Annotated in this window: 17 protein-coding genes; 4 read left to right on the top strand and 13 right to left on the bottom strand. The window is 64.3% G+C overall.

Annotated elements, in window-relative coordinates; all coding sequences use genetic code 11:
- Positions 1–180: 180 nt before the first annotated feature.
- Positions 181–1,602: a chloride channel protein gene (locus J3485_RS05585; protein ID WP_206951549.1), complete on the top strand. Its 1,422-nt coding sequence runs from the start codon at positions 181–183 to the stop codon at positions 1,600–1,602.
- Positions 1,603–1,649: 47 nt separating this feature from the next.
- On the opposite strand, the gene J3485_RS05580 is transcribed toward J3485_RS05585, so the two are convergent.
- The 8 genes from J3485_RS05580 to J3485_RS05545 all read right to left on the bottom strand — a co-directional run bounded on the left by J3485_RS05580 (position 1,650) and on the right by J3485_RS05545 (position 7,969).
- Positions 1,650–1,964: a YXWGXW repeat-containing protein gene (locus J3485_RS05580; RefSeq protein WP_206951548.1), complete on the bottom strand. Its 315-nt coding sequence runs from the start codon at positions 1,962–1,964 to the stop codon at positions 1,650–1,652.
- A gap of 191 nt (positions 1,965–2,155) precedes the next feature.
- The gene (gene minE / locus J3485_RS05575) at positions 2,156–2,410 is read right to left on the bottom strand and encodes a cell division topological specificity factor MinE (protein ID WP_102608594.1); all 255 of its coding nucleotides are present in this window, start codon (positions 2,408–2,410) and stop codon (positions 2,156–2,158) included.
- A 14-nt stretch (positions 2,411–2,424) separates the two neighbouring features.
- On the bottom strand, positions 2,425–3,240 hold the full coding sequence (minD, locus tag J3485_RS05570) for a septum site-determining protein MinD (protein ID WP_206951547.1): 816 nt from the start codon (positions 3,238–3,240) through the stop codon (positions 2,425–2,427).
- Positions 3,241–3,323: 83 nt separating this feature from the next.
- Positions 3,324–4,115, bottom strand: a complete 792-nt coding sequence (gene minC, locus J3485_RS05565) for a septum site-determining protein MinC (RefSeq protein WP_206951546.1) — start codon at positions 4,113–4,115, stop codon at positions 3,324–3,326.
- 187 nt (positions 4,116–4,302) lie between these two features.
- Positions 4,303–4,833 (bottom strand): GNAT family N-acetyltransferase, encoded by a 531-nt coding sequence (locus tag J3485_RS05560; protein ID WP_206951545.1) that lies wholly within the window; start codon positions 4,831–4,833, stop codon positions 4,303–4,305.
- 334 nt (positions 4,834–5,167) lie between these two features.
- Positions 5,168–5,920: a GntR family transcriptional regulator gene (locus J3485_RS05555; protein WP_206951544.1), complete on the bottom strand. Its 753-nt coding sequence runs from the start codon at positions 5,918–5,920 to the stop codon at positions 5,168–5,170.
- 49 nt (positions 5,921–5,969) lie between these two features.
- Positions 5,970–6,914, bottom strand: coding sequence for a PDR/VanB family oxidoreductase (locus J3485_RS05550; RefSeq protein ID WP_206951543.1), 945 nt, complete (start codon positions 6,912–6,914; stop codon positions 5,970–5,972).
- A gap of 8 nt (positions 6,915–6,922) precedes the next feature.
- Positions 6,923–7,969 carry an aromatic ring-hydroxylating dioxygenase subunit alpha gene (locus J3485_RS05545; RefSeq protein WP_206951542.1) on the bottom strand — a complete coding sequence of 349 codons (1,047 nt, stop codon included), beginning with the start codon at positions 7,967–7,969 and terminating at the stop codon, positions 6,923–6,925.
- 452 nt (positions 7,970–8,421) lie between these two features.
- Here J3485_RS05545 and J3485_RS05540 point away from each other — a divergent pair, with 452 nt between their 5' ends.
- Both J3485_RS05540 and J3485_RS05535 read left to right on the top strand, forming a co-directional pair.
- Positions 8,422–9,903: a benzaldehyde dehydrogenase gene (locus J3485_RS05540; RefSeq protein WP_206951541.1), complete on the top strand. Its 1,482-nt coding sequence runs from the start codon at positions 8,422–8,424 to the stop codon at positions 9,901–9,903.
- A gap of 90 nt (positions 9,904–9,993) precedes the next feature.
- Positions 9,994–11,091: an NAD(P)-dependent alcohol dehydrogenase gene (locus J3485_RS05535; protein ID WP_242538496.1), complete on the top strand. Its 1,098-nt coding sequence runs from the start codon at positions 9,994–9,996 to the stop codon at positions 11,089–11,091.
- Between the two features lie 74 nt (positions 11,092–11,165).
- Here J3485_RS05535 and J3485_RS05530 read toward each other — a convergent pair whose 3' ends face one another.
- The 4 genes from J3485_RS05530 to J3485_RS05515 form a co-directional block, all read right to left on the bottom strand.
- Complete coding sequence (locus J3485_RS05530; protein WP_206951539.1) at positions 11,166–11,939, bottom strand: SDR family NAD(P)-dependent oxidoreductase; 774 nt, start codon at positions 11,937–11,939, stop codon at positions 11,166–11,168.
- A gap of 60 nt (positions 11,940–11,999) precedes the next feature.
- Complete coding sequence (locus tag J3485_RS05525; protein WP_206951538.1) at positions 12,000–12,899, bottom strand: amidohydrolase family protein; 900 nt, start codon at positions 12,897–12,899, stop codon at positions 12,000–12,002.
- Between the two features lie 66 nt (positions 12,900–12,965).
- A complete protein-coding gene (locus J3485_RS05520) occupies positions 12,966–14,819 on the bottom strand; it encodes a feruloyl-CoA synthase (RefSeq protein WP_206951537.1) in 1,854 nt (617 codons plus the stop codon).
- 114 nt (positions 14,820–14,933) lie between these two features.
- On the bottom strand, positions 14,934–15,716 hold the full coding sequence (locus tag J3485_RS05515) for a crotonase/enoyl-CoA hydratase family protein (protein WP_206951536.1): 783 nt from the start codon (positions 15,714–15,716) through the stop codon (positions 14,934–14,936).
- 220 nt (positions 15,717–15,936) lie between these two features.
- Between J3485_RS05515 and J3485_RS05510 the strand changes: the two genes are divergently transcribed.
- Positions 15,937–16,395 carry a MarR family winged helix-turn-helix transcriptional regulator gene (locus J3485_RS05510; RefSeq protein WP_242538495.1) on the top strand — a complete coding sequence of 153 codons (459 nt, stop codon included), beginning with the start codon at positions 15,937–15,939 and terminating at the stop codon, positions 16,393–16,395.
- Positions 16,396–16,415: 20 nt separating this feature from the next.
- On the opposite strand, the gene J3485_RS05505 is transcribed toward J3485_RS05510, so the two are convergent.
- Complete coding sequence (locus J3485_RS05505) at positions 16,416–17,948, bottom strand: methyl-accepting chemotaxis protein (RefSeq protein WP_206951535.1); 1,533 nt, start codon at positions 17,946–17,948, stop codon at positions 16,416–16,418.
- Positions 17,949–17,965 lie beyond the last annotated feature (17 nt).

Raw genomic sequence — 17,965 nt, 5'->3', positions numbered from 1 at the left:
GTGGTTTCGCGAGCAACACGCAGCGACACATTTAACAGAGTGGTAATCCGCATCGACTGCTGGCGCCGCTCCGCACGTGGGCTCGCGAGCGATGCCGGGCCACATCGAGAAAAATCGGCAATTGAGCGCATGGGCATTGCGTACCTATAATTCATCCTTTGCGCGCTGAGTTGAGCATCCATGGTCCTGCCTTTCCGTTCGTCCGGTGTTGCCCAACGCGCGCGTCGATTGTGGCGTCGATACGGCGTGTTTTGGCTAGGTGCGATCGTGGTCGGCCTCGTGGCTGTCTTCTACGCGAAGCTCATCGATTGGGGCTACGACGAATTCCGCACCATGCAGCATCGTCATGCTTGGCTGCCGTTGATCGCGACGCCCGCGATCGCCGCCGCCTGCGTCTGGCTCACCCGGCGGTTCTTCCGCGGCGCGGAGGGCAGCGGGATTCCGCAGGTGATCGCAACCCTGCACGAAGGCACGGCAACGCTCGGCCCGCGCACGCTGACGCTGCGGTTGCTGGCCGGCAAGATCCTCGTCTCGCTGCTTGCGATCCTCGGCGGCTTCACGATCGGCCGCGAAGGGCCGACCGTCCAGGTCGGCGCAGCATTGATGTACAACCTGCGACGCTTCTATCCGCGCTCGACCGCGCTGATCGAACGGCAATTGGTGCTGGCCGGCGCGGCCGCCGGGTTATCGGCCGCATTCAACACGCCGCTCGCGGGAATCGTTTTCGCCATCGAAGAACTCACGCGCAGCTTCGAAGCGCGCGCGAGCGGGGTGCTGATCACGGCCATCATCGTCGCCGGCGTGATCGCACTCGGCCTGAACGGCAACTACACCTACTTCGGCACGATCCAGATCGGCTCGCACTTCCCGAATCTGCTCGCCGCCGCGGTCGTGCTCACGGGGCTCGTCACGGGCGTGGCCGGCGGCATCTTCGGCTGGCTGTTGCTCCATACGTCGCGCTGGCTGCCGGCGCCGCTCGTGCAGATGCATCGCGAACGGCCCGTCGTGTTCGGAGCGCTGTGCGGATTCGCGATCGCCGTCATCGGCGTATTGTCGGGGGGTACCACGTTCGGCAGCGGTTATGCGGAGGCGCGCGGCCTACTCGACGGGCACGAGCAGTTGTCGATGCTCTATCCGTTCTTGAAGATGGCGTCGATGGTCGGCTCGTATCTGCCGGGCATTCCAGGCGGGATTTTCGCGCCGTCACTGTCGATCGGCGCCGGCTTCGGCAATCTGCTGCATACCGTCTTCAGCAGCATGCAACTGCCGATGCTCATCGCGCTCGCGATGGTCGGCTACCTTGCGGCCGTCACGCAATCGCCGATCACCTCGTTCGTGATCGTGATGGAGATGATCAACGGGCACGCGCTCGTCATCTCGCTGATGGCGACGGCGTTGATTTCGAGCCGCGTCGCGCGCATGTTCGCGCCGCCCCTGTATGAAGCGCTGTCGGAGCGCTATATGACGCCGCGCGCTACGCAAGCGGCCGCGGCGGCGGAGCCCGAGTCGCCCGAGTCGCCCAAGACGCTCGAGCCGCTATTCGAAGACGAAAAGAACGGGGAAAGCGAAGACGCGGCGCAAACCGATGCGCCGCGCCCGTGATCGAATCGAATTAAACCGATTCGCAATCCTAACGGATGCCCCTCGCCTTAGCGGGCCCAGCGGCCCTGTACCCACACCCAATTCGGGCCGCGCCGCGCCCAATGGCCGGTCACCCAGTGATAGCCGACGTGCACGCGCTCCCAATGGCCCGGCACCCAGGCGTACTGGCCGCCTTGCCAGCGCCAATGGCCGCGATCCCACACGTAGCCGGTGCGCGGTGCGGGAACGGCCTCGTAACGCACGGGCGGCGGCGCGTTGGGCGCGACGATGACTTCCTGAGCCGATGCCGAAGCGGCGACGGCGAACGTACCGGCGGCAGCCAGCGCAAGTTGTGCGATGAGTAAGCGAGTGGACATTTTCATAGGAGCCTCTTGATTTTGGTGAACGACGTCTCGCTCGACGGCGTTACTCCTATTAATGCGCGAGGCCTCGATTGCGACGACAACGGCAGCGTTACGGAGCGACCGAAAGTGCAACCGAATATTTTCGAGCGCACCACCGCGGTGCGCGATGAGCGCTCGGGCGCTCACCGCGGCGGGCCGGTTCGCGCGAGTCAGGCTTGTGGGATTTCGATCTTGACCTCGAGCACCTCGAGATCGTCTTGCCGCTCGAGACTGACGCGGATGTCGTCGTCCGAAATCTTCACGTACTTCGAAATGACGGCAACGAGCTCGCGTTGCAGCGCGGGTAGATAATCGGCCGGCGGATGGCCGCCGGCACGCTCGTGCGCGATGATGAGCTGCAGGCGTTCCTTCGCAACCGCCGCAGACTTCTTCTTCTCGCCGAGCAAGAACGACAGAATCGACATGACGGGCGCCCTCCTTAGCGAGTGCCGAAGAGGCGTTGCAACAGGCCCGGCTTTTGGTAGTCGGTAAAGCGCAGTTCCTTTTCTTCGCCGAGAAAGCGCGCCACGATGTCCTTGTACGCTTCGGCCACGTCGGTGCCGTCCATGTGCACGGCGGGCAAGCCTTGATTCGATGCGTGCAGCACGGCTTCCGATTCGGGTACGACGCCGATCAGATCGATGCGCAGAATCTCTTGGATGTCGGACAGCGAAAGCATTTCGCCTTCGCTGACGCGCTTCGGGTTGTAGCGCGTAATGAGCAGGTGCTCCTTGACGGACTCCTTGCCCTCGATCGCGCGCTTCGTCTTCGACGAAAGAATGCCGAGGATGCGATCGGAATCGCGCACCGACGACACTTCGGGATTCGTCACGACGAGCGCTTCATCCGCGAAGTGCATCGCGAGCAGCGCGCCCGACTCGATCCCGGCGGGCGAATCGCAGACGATGTAATCGAAGCCCATGCCGGCCAGATCGTTCATCACCTTCTCGACGCCTTCGAGCGTCAGCGCATCTTTATCGCGCGTTTGCGAGGCCGGCAGGATGAACAGGTTCTCGCACTTCTTGTCCTTGATGAGCGCCTGGTTCAGGTTCGCTTCGCCCTGGATCACGTTGATGAAATCGTAGACGACGCGCCGCTCGCAACCCAAGATCAGATCGAGATTGCGCAAGCCGACGTCGAAGTCGATCACGGCCGTCTTGTGCCCGCGCAATGCGAGGCCCGACGCGAAGCTCGCGCTCGTGGTGGTTTTGCCCACGCCGCCCTTACCCGAAGTCACCACAACGATTTTCGCCATTTCCCCTTACCCTGTATTCGTCAAATTTCGTCCGTTGAGCCAACGCGACACGCAAAGCGGCGCGGCTCGCGCAGCTTGCCGCCCTAGGTGAGCCGCAGCGGTTCGATCAGCAGTTTTTCGTCGGCCAGCCGGATCTGCACCGACTTGCCGATCACGTCGGCCGGCAACGGATTCTCCGTCGTGCGGTAGATCCCCGCGATCGAGATCAGTTCCGGTTCGAGGCACGTGCAGAAAATCCGCGCATCGTGATTGCCGTGCACACCGGCCAACGCGCGCCCACGCAGCGGCGCATAAATATGGATATTGCCCTCGGCAATGACTTCCGCGCCGTAGCTCACGAGCGCGAGCACGACGAGATCGCCTTTCGCATAGATCTGTTGCCCCGAACGCAGCGGCTTGTCGACGATGAGCGTCTGCGCAGGTGCCGCCGCACGCGCGTTCGCTTCAACCGCCACGGCCGCGCCTGCCGATTGCATCGCTTGCCCCGATTGCGCGGGTTGCTCGCTGGGCGCGGACGCGGGTGGCTGCGGCGCTTCGGCCTTACCGCCCGCACCGCGCCGGTCGCGCGCTTCGACGAGCGGCAAACCGCCCTCCGCGGCCCACTCGCGCTGCGCGGGCTCCGCGACGACACCGATCGGACGCATGCGCACGCCGGCAAGCAGCCGCGTGATGTCGGCGATCGGCACGCGTTCGCTTTCGCCGAGACGGCGCACGTCGATCGTCACCACCTCGCCCGAAAAGAACTCGGGCGTCGCCTCGAAGCGACGCGTGAGCTCGTTCTGGAGCGCATCGAGGTCCGTGGTCTTCACGACGAACTGGAGCGCGTCGACCGAGCCGCTGCGAAGTTCGAAGAAAGGCGTTTTGTTCAGCGGCATGGGGGCGGTGACGGCAAAAAATTTTGCGTATTTTACAGGGGTCTACGCGACCGGCCAGAATTTTCGCGATGACGTGACGACATGCGGCGCGTGGAGCGCGCCGCCCGAGTGCATCGCAGCGAGGTGCGTCTCCAACGCCGCGCGCGATGAGGGAAAGGGAAAAATGCCGTGCGAAGCGCCCAATCCGCTATTGCGGCGCCACCCGCCCGAGCTTGACGTGGCGCACGAGCAGCGTCTGCCACTCCTGCGGCGCGCGCGCGATCGGTTGGTGCTCGCCACTGGGGCCAAAACCTAGCGCTTCGTAAAAACGCATCGCGCTGCGATTGGCGTCAGCCAACCACGCGTGAATTTCTTGGGCGCCGTGCTCGGCAAGCCATGCACTCGCCGTGTTCACGAGCAACTCGCCGCCGTGCAAATGCCGCACGGCCGGCGCGACCCACAGCGCGCAGACGAAAGCCTTGCGCTCGGGCGTATCGTCGAAATAAGCGCCGATGAGCCCGGCGGGATGCCCTTCCGTATAGAGAATGAAGCTCGTGGATATCTCGGAGGCGGCATGGCGCGCCGCGACTGCGTCAAACGTTTCCGCCTGTTCCGACAACGCTTCTTCGAGCGTCTCGTCGAACGCATAAGGCGCTTCTCGCAAGGATGCGGTACGCAAGTCGCGAAGCATTGCGCCCTGATCGGCTGCGATACGGCGAACAGTCAGCGATGAACTCATGAGGCTCCGATTGTCGCGGATGGATGGCTAGCGCGTAGCTTCGTCCGAACCGGCGGGCGAGTCAAACCCCGTATTTAAGCGGGACGCGAATAGCACGTCTAGCGCCGGGCATTGTGCAGAGCACAACGACATTCGAAAGACTTTCGTAATGTATGCCCGCGCAGTGCTTCGCCTGCCGCTGGGGATGCCGGTTCCAGCTCGGGCGGCCGGTTCGCATATTACTTCGGACTGCGAATGAATTCACGCGCAACATGCGCTTTCGTCGTCTCTATCGGCTTCCCCTTCGGCTTCATTACTATCGGCTTCATTAGCCACCGGAAGCAGCGTTGCCGCCCTAGCGAATCAGCTTCGCGCCGAACAAGCGCGACAGTGCCGTCTGACTTTTCAGCGCATTTTCAAGATTGCGATGGGCAATGCGCGCGTGCTCGCGCATGAGCGCCTCGGCCCGCGCGCCCTCGCGGCGCGCGATCGCGTCGAGCACCGCACGGTGCTGCGCCTGCGCCACGACGAGCACCTGATAGGCATCGGGCGCGGCCGCCTGCACCTTGACGAAGCCGCTCGGTGACGCGAACGGCAGCGCCATGACCCTTGCAAGCTGGCTCTCCACGACGCGGCTGTTGCATGCCGATGCGAGCAAGCGATGAAACCGCTCGTTGAGTTCCACGTAGCGAGAGAACTTCGCCTCCCCCATCTTCGGCGTAGCCAGCAGCGCGTCGATCGCGTCGACGCACTCGTGCAGCGAGGCCATCAGCGACGGCTCGACGCCTCGCTCGGCCGCCAGCCGCGCCGCCATTCCTTCAAGCGTGCCGCGCAACTCGATGGCGTCACAGATCTCCGCCGCGCTGAATGCACGCACCGCATAGCCGCCCGAGGACACGGCATCGAGCAGCCCTTCGTCCTGAAGCCGCATCAGCGCTGCGCGCACGGGCGTGCGCGACATGCCCAGACGATCCACGGCCCACAGCTCGGTAATGCGCGCGCCGGGCGCGAGTTCGCCGGCGAGAATCAACTCGCGCAAGCCGAGTTGCGCTTTGACCGTTTGCGACACGCCGCCCGCATCGCTCGGCGCCCCGTCGAATGACTCCATCTTGATCCTCGATCGAAATTCAACCCACACACGCACGGCCGCACGTGCGCTAGAGATCGAGCACCAGCATCGGCGATTTCGAGCGCGAGCAGCACGGCAGAAACTGATCGTTCGCGTCCTTCTCTTCGTCCGTCAAATAGACGTCGCGATGATCGGGCTGCCCCGACAGCACGCGCGTCAAGCACGTGCCGCATACCCCTTGCTCGCACGAAGTCGGTAGCTCGACGCCCGCTTGCGCGAGCGCGGCAACGACGGTCACGTCGGGCGCGACATCGATGACGCGGCCCGTGCTCGAAAGCGTGACCTGAAATGCGCTGCTGTCGCCTTCAGCGACGCCGGCCGCGAAATATTCCCGATGCACGTTCGCGTCGATCCAACCGGCCGCTTTCGCGGCGCCGGTCACCGCCTCGATGAAACCCGATGGTCCGCACACATAAAGATGGGTATCGACACGTGGCTGCGCGAGCAGCGCATCGAACGATATTTTCGTGCCGTCGCGCGCGTCGTCGAAGTATAGATGAACACGCCCGGCGAAACGCGGCTCGGCTAAGCGATCGCGAAACGCGGTGCGTTCGGTGCTGCGCGTGCAATAGTGCAGGTCGAACGATGCCCCCGCGTGATCGAGCGCCTCGGCCATCGCCATGAGCGGCGTGACGCCGATCCCGCCCGCCAGCAGCAGCGAATGGCGCGCGCGCAGGTTTAGCGGGAAGTGATTGTTCGGCGCTCCGATCTCGATCGAGCTGCCCATCTCTAGCGCGTGCATGGCCATCGATCCGCCGCGCGAGTGCGCATCGCGCAGCACAGCGATCAGGTAGCGATGCGATTCGAGCGGGCTATTGCACAGCGAGTAGTGGCGAACGAGCCCATCGCGAAGACGAACCTCGACGTGAGCACCGGCCGAAAACGCGGGCAACGGCGCACCGTCGGGATGCACGAGTTCGAACGCGCAGATGTCGGTGGCCACGGCGAACTTGCGAGCGATTCTGACTTGCATGGCGGCGCTCACTCAACGATGCTCACGGCCAACTGCTCTTGCGCGGCCAGCCGATCGAGTACACGGCGAGACTGCACGCCGCCGGCATCGATATTGAGCTTGAGCAGGTTGCGCTCGGGATAGGCGAGCAAATTGCGCTGCTGCGCTTCGAGCATCTCGAGATCCTCCGAGAAAATTTTCCCCTGGCCTTCACGGATCGCGCGCGTGAGTTCGCCATCGCCGGGACGGAAATTGCGCGCCATGCCCCAGAAGTACCAAATCGATGTCTCGGTCTCGGGCGTAATGAAGTCCACGACGATGCTCGACGCCTTGTGTCGCGCGTCGGCGTGATAACCACCGTGGCCCGCGTGCGCCACCCCCACTTCGATCAGCACGTGACTTGGCGGCGTAAAACGGCAGATTTGCCACCGATCGCATGGACCGGTGTCGTCGAGCCCGTTCCCGCGCAGCGCCGCCGCCCAGAATGGCGGGGGCACGATGTTTTCCATGAAGCGGCTCGTCACGACGGTATCACCTTCTACTTTCGTCTGCGGCGCCGACTCTTCGATCTCGGCTTGCCCGATGCTCGACGCGTGGACATAGGTTTCGTGCGTGAGGTCCATCAGATTGTCGATCATCAGCCGATAGTCGCAAGCAATGTGATAGAGCCCGCCGCCATAGGCCCATTCCGGGTTGTCGGCCCACTCCAGCGGATGAATCTTCGCGGGGTCGGCGAGCGCCGCGTCGCCGGGCCAAACCCAGACGAAGCCGTGTCGTTCGACGACGGGGAACCGGCGCGTCGCCGGAAAACCGCCCACGCGCTGGCAAGGCATGGACGTGCACTTGCCGTCAGCGCCGACCGTCAGGCCGTGATACCCGCAAACCAGCTTGCCCTCGCGCATGAAACCGAGCGATAGCGGCGCCCCTCGATGCGGGCAAAAGTCCTCGAGTGCCGTCACCCCGCCATCGGCTCCGCGAAAGAAAACCATGCGCTCGTTGCAGATCCGCCGCCCGAGCGGCTTGCTCGCGATCTCATCCGGCGTACAGGCGACATACCAAGCATTCTTCAAGAACATTCGCGCATCTCCTTTGTATACATTTACCCTCACTCCCAACGTTGAGCACTTTCTATGCTGTCGGCGCTCATCACGAAAATGACTTAATTTACGCCACATCAATGCATTAAAAAATCTTCATCGACAGAGACATCATTCTCTCAATGCCGATGATTGTATACAATCAGTCCAAGAACACTAGCGCGAGAACAACCATTGCGGGTAAACGACTATCGTCCGCATGCAATCACCGCAACGCCCTGGCGAGACGCGCATCGATCGACGCATGAGGTTGAACGACGGCACGACAAAGTCGATACCCCAAATATTAGTTATATGCTATAACATTAATGCAGTAGTCGGAACGTCGGGAGGGAGACCCCGCACGCCGAGCGCCGCAAGGGCACCCCGCATCGCACCCCCGCGTCGCATAGACACAATCCAGAACCACCTCAAACACGGAGACAACGGATATGACAGACAGCCAGCGCACGGCGCTCATCGATCACGACGTCTGGAACGGCGGCCTGTTCGGCGGCGCGGACGGCCGTTGGTATGCGGCCGATCAAACGCGCGACGTCATCGAGCCTGCAACCGGTGAACGATTGACGAACATCGGCGTCGCCCGCGCGGCCGACGTCGCACGGGCCGCAAAGGCGGCAGCGGCCGCGCAACCGGCCTGGGCTGCGCTGGCGCCACGCGAGCGGGCCGCTGTTCTGCGCCGCGCGGCGGCTGCGCTCGAACGCAATCTGGAAGACGCGGCGCGCTACATCGCTCGCGAAACGGGCGGCATCCTTGCCAAAGCGCAGCTCGAAGTCGCCGAGGCGGCGACGCAGCTTCACATCGCCGCGGCCCTGCCGCTGCAGCCGCAAGGTCTACTGCTACCGAGCACCGCAGGTCGAACGAGCTATGCGCGGCGCGTCGCGCATGGCGTCGTCGGCGTGATCTCGCCGTTCAACTTTCCGCTGATCTTGTCGATGCGCTCGGTAGCGCCCGCGCTCGCGATGGGCAATGCCGTCGTGCTCAAGCCTGATCCGCAAACGCCGGTCAGCGGCGGTTTTCTGATCGCCCGCGCCTTCGAGGAGGCAGGGTTGCCGCCTGGCGTGCTGCAAGTCGTACCCGGCGATGCGGACGCGGGTGCGGCCGTCGTCGAAGCGCCCGAGGTAAGGATGATCGCCTTCACGGGTTCGACCGCCGCGGGCCGAAAAGTCGGCGAGCTCGCCGGCCGTCTACTCAAGAAGGTCTCGCTCGAACTCGGCGGCAAGAACACGCTCATCGTGCTCGAAGATGCCGACCTCGACGTCGCCGCGAGCAACGCGGCGTTCGGCGCGTTCTTCCATCAAGGGCAAATCTGCATGGCGACCGGGCGCATCGTCGCGCATCGAAAGATTGCCGCGGAGCTCACGCGGCGCCTCATCGACAAAGCCCAAACGCTGCCTGTCGGCGATCCCGCCAGCGGCACCGTTGCGATCGGGCCGCTCATCAACGAGCGGCAACTGCGCGGCGTCGACGCGATCGTGCGCGCTTCGATCGAGGCCGGCGCCGTGCTCGAAGCCGGCGGCACGTTCGAACGCCTCTTCTACAAGCCGACGGTCCTCTCGAACGTACAACCCGGCATGCGTGCCTTCGATGAAGAGATCTTCGGGCCCGTCGCCGTCATCACGCCGTTCGACAGCGATGACGAGGCCGTCGAACTCGCCAACCGGACGGAATACGGCCTGGCCTGCGCGGTGATCGGCGCGTCGGTGGCACGCGCGAGCGCCATCGGCGAGCGGCTCAAATGCGGCCTGCTGCACATCAACGGTCAGACGATCGCCGACGAGTGCGTGAACCCGTTCGGCGGGCGCGGCGACTCGGGCAACGGCGGCAGCATGGGCGGCCCGGCCGACCCCGACGAGTACACGCAATGGCAATGGGTGACCGTGAAGAGCACCGCGGAGCGCACGCCGTTTTGACTTGGTGCGGGTCGGCACGCGATGGGATTCGTCGCAGCGACGGCCCCCTCGCCGCACCAACCTGTCGCCCATAGGATGGGAGAGATATCGATGAAGATCAAAGCCGCGGTGGTTCGAGAGAAAGGCGGACCGCTTTCCATAGAAACACTCGAGCTCGAGGACCCGCGCGACGACGAAATCCTCGTGCGCGTCGTGGCAACGGGCGTGTGTCATACCGACGTGGTCGTGCGAGACGGCCTGCTGCCGACACCCCACCCCGTCGTGCTCGGCCACGAGGGCGCGGGCATCGTCGAGCGCGTGGGCCGCAACGTGCGCAAGGTCGTGCCCGGCGACGCCGTCGTCATGACCTACGATTCGTGCGGCGGCTGTCCGGCCTGCGCCGCGCATACGCAAAGCTATTGCCACGCATTCTTTCCGCGCAACTTCTTTGCGACGCGCGCAGACGGTTCAAGCGCATTGTCGAAAAACGGCGAGCCGATTCACGGCAACTTCTTCGGCCAGTCGTCATTCGCAACATACGCGCTGTGCCATCCGAGCAACGTCGTGAAGGTACCCGCGGATGCGCCGCTCGAATTGCTGGGTCCGCTCGCCTGCGGCGTGCAAACCGGAGCGGGCGCCGTCATGAATGCGCTGCGCGTGCCTGCGGGCGCGTCGTTCGCGGTGTTCGGTACGGGCTCGGTCGGGCTGTCGGCCGTCATGGCGGCACGCGTGGCCGGCGCCACGACCATCGTCGCCATCGATCTGCACGACCAACGCCTGGACTTCGCCCGCAGCGTCGGCGCCACGCATACGCTGAACCCGGCGCGCGACGATGTCGTCGCCGCGCTGACGGCCCTGACCGGTTATGGCGTGGACTACACGCTCGACACGACCGGCGTCGCAAAGGTCATTCGCCAGGCCGTCGATAGTCTCGCGCCGCGCGGCACCTGTGGCGTGCTCGGCGCGTCGGCGCCGGGCACCGAGATCGCGCTCGACGCCGTGCACTTCATGAGCGGCGGCCGCCGCGTGATGGGTATCGTCGAAGGTGAATCGACGCCGGACACGTTCATCCCGACACTGATACGCCTGCATCGGCTCGGCATGTTCCCGTTCGACCGCATGGTCAAGTTCTATACGCTCGACGAGATCAACGAGGCAATCGCCGATTCGCTCGAGGGGAAAACGATCAAACCGATCGTGAGGATGTAGGAAGCAAAAAGCCCGCCGCGCAATGCTCGATCGCGCAGCGGGCCATTCGTCAACTATTCGAATACCGTCACGCCTCAGCGAGGCGGCATCCTCAGTGCGCCGTCGAGCCGGATGACTTCGCCGTTCAACGCGACGTTACCGACGACATGCAATGCAAGCGCCGCAAACTCCTCGGGCTTGCCGAGCCGCTTCGGAAACGGAATCGACGCCGCGAGCGATTGCTGCACCTCTTGCGGCAATGCGTACAGCAACGGCGTCAGAAACAGCCCCGGCGCGATGGTGACGACGCGCACGCCGAACTGAGCCAAATCGCGAGCCAGCGGCAGCGTCAGCGAAACGAGTCCGCCTTTCGACGCGGCGTAGGCGGCCTGTCCGATTTGCCCATCGAATGCCGCGACGGATGCCGTGCAAACGATCACGCCGCGCTCGCCGTCGTCCATGGGCTCGGCCTGCGTCATGCGTGCGGCCGCGAGGCGGACCACGTTGAAGGTGCCGAGCAGATTCACGTTGACGATGCGCGCGAACGCGTCCTGGGGCATCGCGTTACCGTCGCGATCGACGAGCCGCTTCGCGCCGCCGATGCCGGCGCAATTGATGAGAATGCGGGCGGTACCGTGCGCACGCGCGCCGGCGTCGAGCGCCGCCTCCACGCCGGCGGCGTCTGTAATGTCGCAGCGAACCGCCTGCGCCGCGCCGCGCCCAAGCTCTTCCGCGAGCGCGTGAAGTGCGGGCTCGTCGATGTCGAGCAGCGTGACGCGTGCCCCGGCCTCGACCAATGCGCGCGCCGTTTGCGCGCCGAGCCCCGATGCGGCACCCGTCACGAGCGCCGCTTGACCTTTTGCTTGCATCGATTACTCCGTTTGAAATCTCGAGTTACCACCGAATTTTTCGTCGATCATTTACGTCGATCAAACAGTGGGCACGGACGACTCGCCGCCGAGCCCCAGCAAACGCACGGCGTTCTCTTTGAGCAGGAGCGGATGGACCTCGGGTTTGAAGCCGGCCTTCTGGAAATCTTCGAGCCACCGGTCGGGGCGAATCAGCGGGAAATCCGACGCGAACAGCATGCGTTCCTTCAACAGCGTATTGGCGTACTGCACGAGCTGCGGCGGAAAGTACTTCGGCGACCAACCCGACAGGTCGATATAGACGTTCGGCTTGTGCAAGCAGATGGACAGCGCTTCGTCCTGCCAAGGCCATGAAGGATGAGCGATCACGACCTTCATGCCGGGAAAATCGGCGGCGACGTCGTCAAGGTAAATCGGCTCCGAATACTTCAAGCGCAGCCCTCCTCCGCCGGGCATACCGCTGCCGATGCCCGAATGCCCGCTGTGGAAAACCGCGGGCAGTCCGTACTCCGCGATCACTTCGTACAGCGGGTAGGCCATCCGATCGTTCGCATAAAAACCCTGAACGGTCGGATGGAATTTGAACCCGCGCACGCCATGCTCTTCGATCAAACGCCGCGCCTCGCGCACGCCCATCTTGCCCTTGTGCGGATCGATACTCGCGAACGCGATCATGATGTCGCGATTGTTCGAGGCGAACTCCGCGATCTCCTCGTTCGGAATGCGGCGTCGGCCCATCTGGCTTTCCGCGTCGACCGTAAACATCACGAAGCCGATCTTGCGCTCGCGGTAGTACGCGATCGTCTCCGGAATCGTCGGACGCTTGCCTTGCCGCAGCACGGTGCCGAAGTACTTGTCCGCGGCATCGTCGAACTCCTTGCCGAACAGGTCCGGCGGCTGGCAGCACGACACCTCGGCATGCACGTGCGTATCGATCGCGATTAGATTGTCGATGTTCATCGATTCGTCTCCTTGATTAGGAGTCCTCAGTATATTTAAGGCATAGATCGAGTGCGCCGGCGCTTCTTATCGGCGCGGCAGCCAGATGTGCAGCATGTCGTTGCCGCGATGCAGCGCCTCGACCGTGGCGGCCCGATGCGCCAAGACCGCGCGCTGGTTGATCGAGCCTTTATCGGTGACCTCGCCCGTTGCGAGCGAAGGCGGCGGATCGAGTAGCGCCGCACGGGCGACGCGATTGGCGCTGCCCGTGCCTTCGGCATAGAGCTTGTCGAGCATCGACTGAAACGCCTCGACGACGCGCGGATCGGCAACGAGTTGCGCCGTATCCAAGTAAGGCTGCCCCACGAGTGCGCGACAGGCCGGCAAGTTGGGCACGATCAGCACGCCGATTTCGTCGCGATCGTGGCCGGTGACGACGACATCGGTGACATACGGGCTGCCCACCGCGATGACGCGTTGCCGCAACGGGCCCACGCTGACCCACGTGCCCGTGCTGAGCTTGAAGTCTTCGGCCACGCGGCCGTCGAAGACGAAGCCGCGGTTCGGATTCGACGGATCGAGCCAGCGCACCGCATCGCCCGAACAGAAGTACCCTTCTTCGTCGAATGCCTGCGCGCTCTGTTCGGGCGCGCGCCAGTATCCGGGCGTGACGTTCGGGCCGCGATAGCGCACCTCGAGCTTGCGGCTCGCACCCTCGCCGAGCGGCACGAGTTTGAGTTCGGTGCCCGGCAGCGGCACGCCGATTTGGCCGGCGCTGACCTCGGTCTCGGCGACCATCAATGCGGACGGGGCCGTTTCCGTCATGCCGAGGCCGGTGTTCATCACGATCCGCTCGCCGCAGTGCGCGATCGCGCTCGCATGCAAGCGATCCCAGACGGGTTGCTCCAACGCCGCGCCCGCATAGAACTGCATGCGCAGGCGCGCATAGAAGCGCTCGCGCAGCACGGTGTCGGATTCGAGCGCGCGAGCGATTTCCTCCCAGCCCTTCGGCACGTTGAAATAGACGGTCGGCGAGATTTCACGCAAATTCGCGAGCGTGGTTGCCATGCCGTCGATCGTGGGCCTGCCGTCGTCGATATAGAGCGTGCCGCCGTGAAACAGCGTGAGGCCGAAGTTCTGATTGCCGCCGAACGTGTGGTGCCATGGAAGCCAATCGAGAAAAACGGGTGGCTCGTCGGCGAGAAACGGCCACGCCGCCGTTTCCATCACGAGGTTGCTCGCCCACATCCGATTCGTGTTGATCACGCCTTTGGGCATCTTCGTCGATCCGGACGTGAACAGGAACTTGACGATCGTATCGCCGTCGGTCGCCGCTCGCGCACGCTCGATCGCGAGCGTCGGATGCGTCTCGAGCAGTGCCGCGAGCGGCGTGTACTCACGCCCGCTCGCAGCCTCGACGGTAACGACTTCGGTCCCGGGCGGCACCGCCTCGTCGATGGCCGACGCGAAACGCACGCCGTCGTCGACGAAAACGAGCCCGGGCGTCACGAGCGAGACGATATGGCGCAGCTTGCCGTAGCTTTTGTCGAGCAGCGAATAGGCCGGCGAGATCGGCGCGTACGGCACACCCGCGCACAGGCAACCGAGCGCAATGAGCGCGTGCTCGATCGAATTGCCCGAGAGGATCGCGACGGGCCGCGACACATCGAGCCCGCGCGCGAGCAGCGCTTCGCCGATGCTGCGCGCGGCGGCCGCCGCCTGCGCATACGTCAAGTGCCGCCATTGCTCGTCGGCATCGCGGCGCGCGATGAACGTGCGTTCGGGCGATAGAGCCGCATGCTCGAACAGCCGATCGATGACGCGCGCCGGGTAGGCGCCGAGCGCGGTGGTCGAGCGCACACGCAGCGTGCCGTCGCGGTGTTCCGTGACTTCGAGGGGGCCGGCGCCGAACTGCACGCGTCGGTAGGAATGGTCTGCCATCGATTGTCTCCTTCGGTCCTGCTCCGATATTGCGATCTTGTCGACCGTCTCGTCGAGCGCGCTACCGTATGTTGGCGTGTGCCGTCGCGCGGCATGGCGCTCGCATGGCGAGCGTCACTTGGGCCACACGCGCGCCGCCCTATGCTCGAGAAACGCGGCGAGGCGATCTTGCGTCTGCGGGTCGCTCAGCGCGACCGAAGCCATGAGCGATTCGGTCAGCAAGCCGTCCTGAATCGATTGATCGGCAATACGCGGCAACACCTGCGTGACCGCGTAGTTCGTCGTCGGCGAATTCTGCGCGATGCGTTCGGCCAGTTCGCGGGCCTTCGCAAGCCCTTCGCCGTTGCCTACGAGGTATTGGGCGATGCCGGCATCGTAGCCCTCGCGCGCATCGTAGACGCGCCCGGTGAGCATCATGTCGGTCATGCGCGCGACGCCGATGAGCCGCGGCACGCGCACCGACGCGCCTCCGCCGACGAACAGCCCGCGGCTGCCCTCCGGCAGCGCAAAAAACGCCGACGGTTCGGCCACGCGCACATGGCAGGCCGACGCGAGCTCGAGCCCGCCACCGATCGTCGCGCCCTTCAGCACTGCAACAACGGGGGCGCGCCCGAATTGAATCTGTTCGAATGCGGCATGCCACATGCGCGAATGATGCATCGCCTCGACGGTACTGCGCTCGCGCATTTCGGAAAGATCGAGCCCCGCGCAGAAGTGCTCGCCCTCCGCATGCAGCACGATTGCACGGATCGTCTCCGGCATCGTCTCGAAGGCGCGGCGCAACTCGGCGACGAGCGGGTCGCTGATCGCATTGCGTTTGGCTGGACGGTTCAGGCAAACGAATGCCAGAGGATCGGCATATTCGACCTTCAGCAATTCATACGAGGGTTGCGTCATTTCTACCACCAGGCATCTGTCCGTTGTCGATGAAATTAGTTATATCACATAACTAGATGATGTGGCAAACGCTCCTGTATGCAGTTGGATCAAGCTTGTATCGAACTGCACGAGACCGCAAGAGAACACAAAACGCGGGAGGCTGCATGTTATGATCGGCCCGTCTTTTCGTGCGCTATTCATGCGCTTTTCCGACCATTCCCGTCTCCCCATGCCCTCGATGCTGCCCCCTTCCGAAGACGACGCGAGCGCGCAAACGGATCAATCCGAATTGCTCGAGCTCGTCGGCTACAACATCCGGCGTGCCTATCTCATCATTCAGACTTGGTTCGACAGGGAGATGGACAAGCACGACCTTCGGCAAGCCGAGTTCGCCGTGCTGTCGGTCCTGAGAGGAAACCCCGGCATCAATCAGCGCGCCCTCGCCGACGCGCTCGCGGTTGCGCCGCCGAATCTCGCGACATTGCTCGATCGCCTCGAAGGGCGCGGCTTGTTGACGCGCCAGCGCAGCACCGAAGACAAACGCGTGCAGCATGTCGAGCTGACGACGCAAGGCGTACGGCTGTATGGCCGCGCGCTGAAAGCCGCGGCCGTGGCGGATGACACGGCGCTCGAGAAGCTCAGCCGGGCCGAGCGCGAGCAGTTGAAAACCTTGTTGCGGAAGATTTTCGTCGAGTAACGAGTGCCGGGCAGCGCGCTTCAGACCCCGGATGAAACCGCGGCCTGCAGCCCATCCGTCTTGTTGACGCTGCACATGACGACAAGCTGCGCGCCGACCGGGCGCACGTAAGCCATTTTGTCGACCGGCATCTTCGTGGACGGATGAAGACTGCGAAATTCGATCCATCCGCCGCCGCAATCGGCTCGCTCGAACGTTTGCCGGTTCAATTCCTCGATATTCACGCCTGGGGCCGCGACGGCCGCCTTGCCGGCCTTGGCCGGATCGGCACCGAACGCGCGGAACACGCCGCCTCGGTCCAGGACGATGATGAACAAGTCGCGATCGACGAACCCACCGTCGCGCCGATGAAAGTGCCCGGCCGCCGCCACCAGGCCCTCGCGCTCGATCAGCCCCGCGGCACGCTCGACGAGCGTACGCGCCTCATCCGCACACCCCTGACGCAATCGCATGTCGATGACCGCGCCGCAGAGCTGGCGCGACTGCCGGCGCAACCGATCGGCCGCGCGCAGCGATGTCTCGACCATCTGCGCGTTGCTGTGCGTGATGCGATCGAGCCCCTGCACCGATTGCCCGATACCGCGCAAGCTGTCGAGCTGCGAGGCGCTCGCCGTGCAAATCACGTGCGCTTTGCCGGTGATCTCGCGCACGCCGGCATCGACGGCGATGAGCGAGTCGGCCGCCGCGCGAATCAAGTTCATCGCCGCGCTCACTTCGGTAGCGGAACCTTCTATCAATCGCTTCACTTCGTGAGCGGCGCTCGCGCACCGCTGGGCAAGCGTACGCACCTCGGCCGCCACGACCGCGAAGCCTCGCCCCGCCTCACCGGCGCGCGCCGCCTCGACGGCCGCGTTCAGCGCAAGGATGTTGGTCTGAAAGGCAATGCCATCGATGACCGCAATGATGTCCGTCATCCTTCCCGAGCGTTGCGAGAGCCCTTGCATGGCCAGGACGGCCGACTCCACGGTGGCTTTACCGCCGTCGGCAGCCTCGCGCACCTGCTCGGTCAACGCGCTGGCCACCTGTGCGTCGCGTGCGTTGATCTCGACAGTGCCGACTAGGGCGCTCACGTTCTCCGAGGTACGCCGCAAGTTCGCGGCCTGCTCGTCCGTTCGATGAGCCAACGCTTCGGCGTTGGCCAACATGCCGTCGCCGGCCATCGCCACGAGTTCCGCTTCGCTGCGGATGCCTGATACGAGATTCGAGAGCAGCCGCATCATGGCATCCATGCCGCGGCCGACGTCGGCCAGCTCGTCGTTGCCGACTACAGCCGCAAACCGCTGCAGATCTCCGCGGCACACCGCATCGACCGTGTCGGCAAGCGCACGAACCGATGCTCGAACGCTCACGTAGAGACACGCCGCGAGGTAGAGCGAGCAAGCCGCGCTCGCACCGACGACCCGCGGCGAGTACAACATGCCATAGCGCGCCGCTGCGAGCACGCCCACGCTCGGCACCCACGGCACCAGCAACAACGCGAGCTTCTTGCCGAGCGACAGGCGCCGCATGACCGCGACGCCTGGACGCAGGACGTATGCGAGACCAATCGTCATGGATGCCTCGTGATCGC

The organism is Trinickia acidisoli (assembly GCF_017315725.1).
Lineage (GTDB): Bacteria > Pseudomonadota > Gammaproteobacteria > Burkholderiales > Burkholderiaceae > Trinickia > Trinickia acidisoli.
This window is presented reverse-complemented; position numbering and strand designations above follow the sequence as displayed.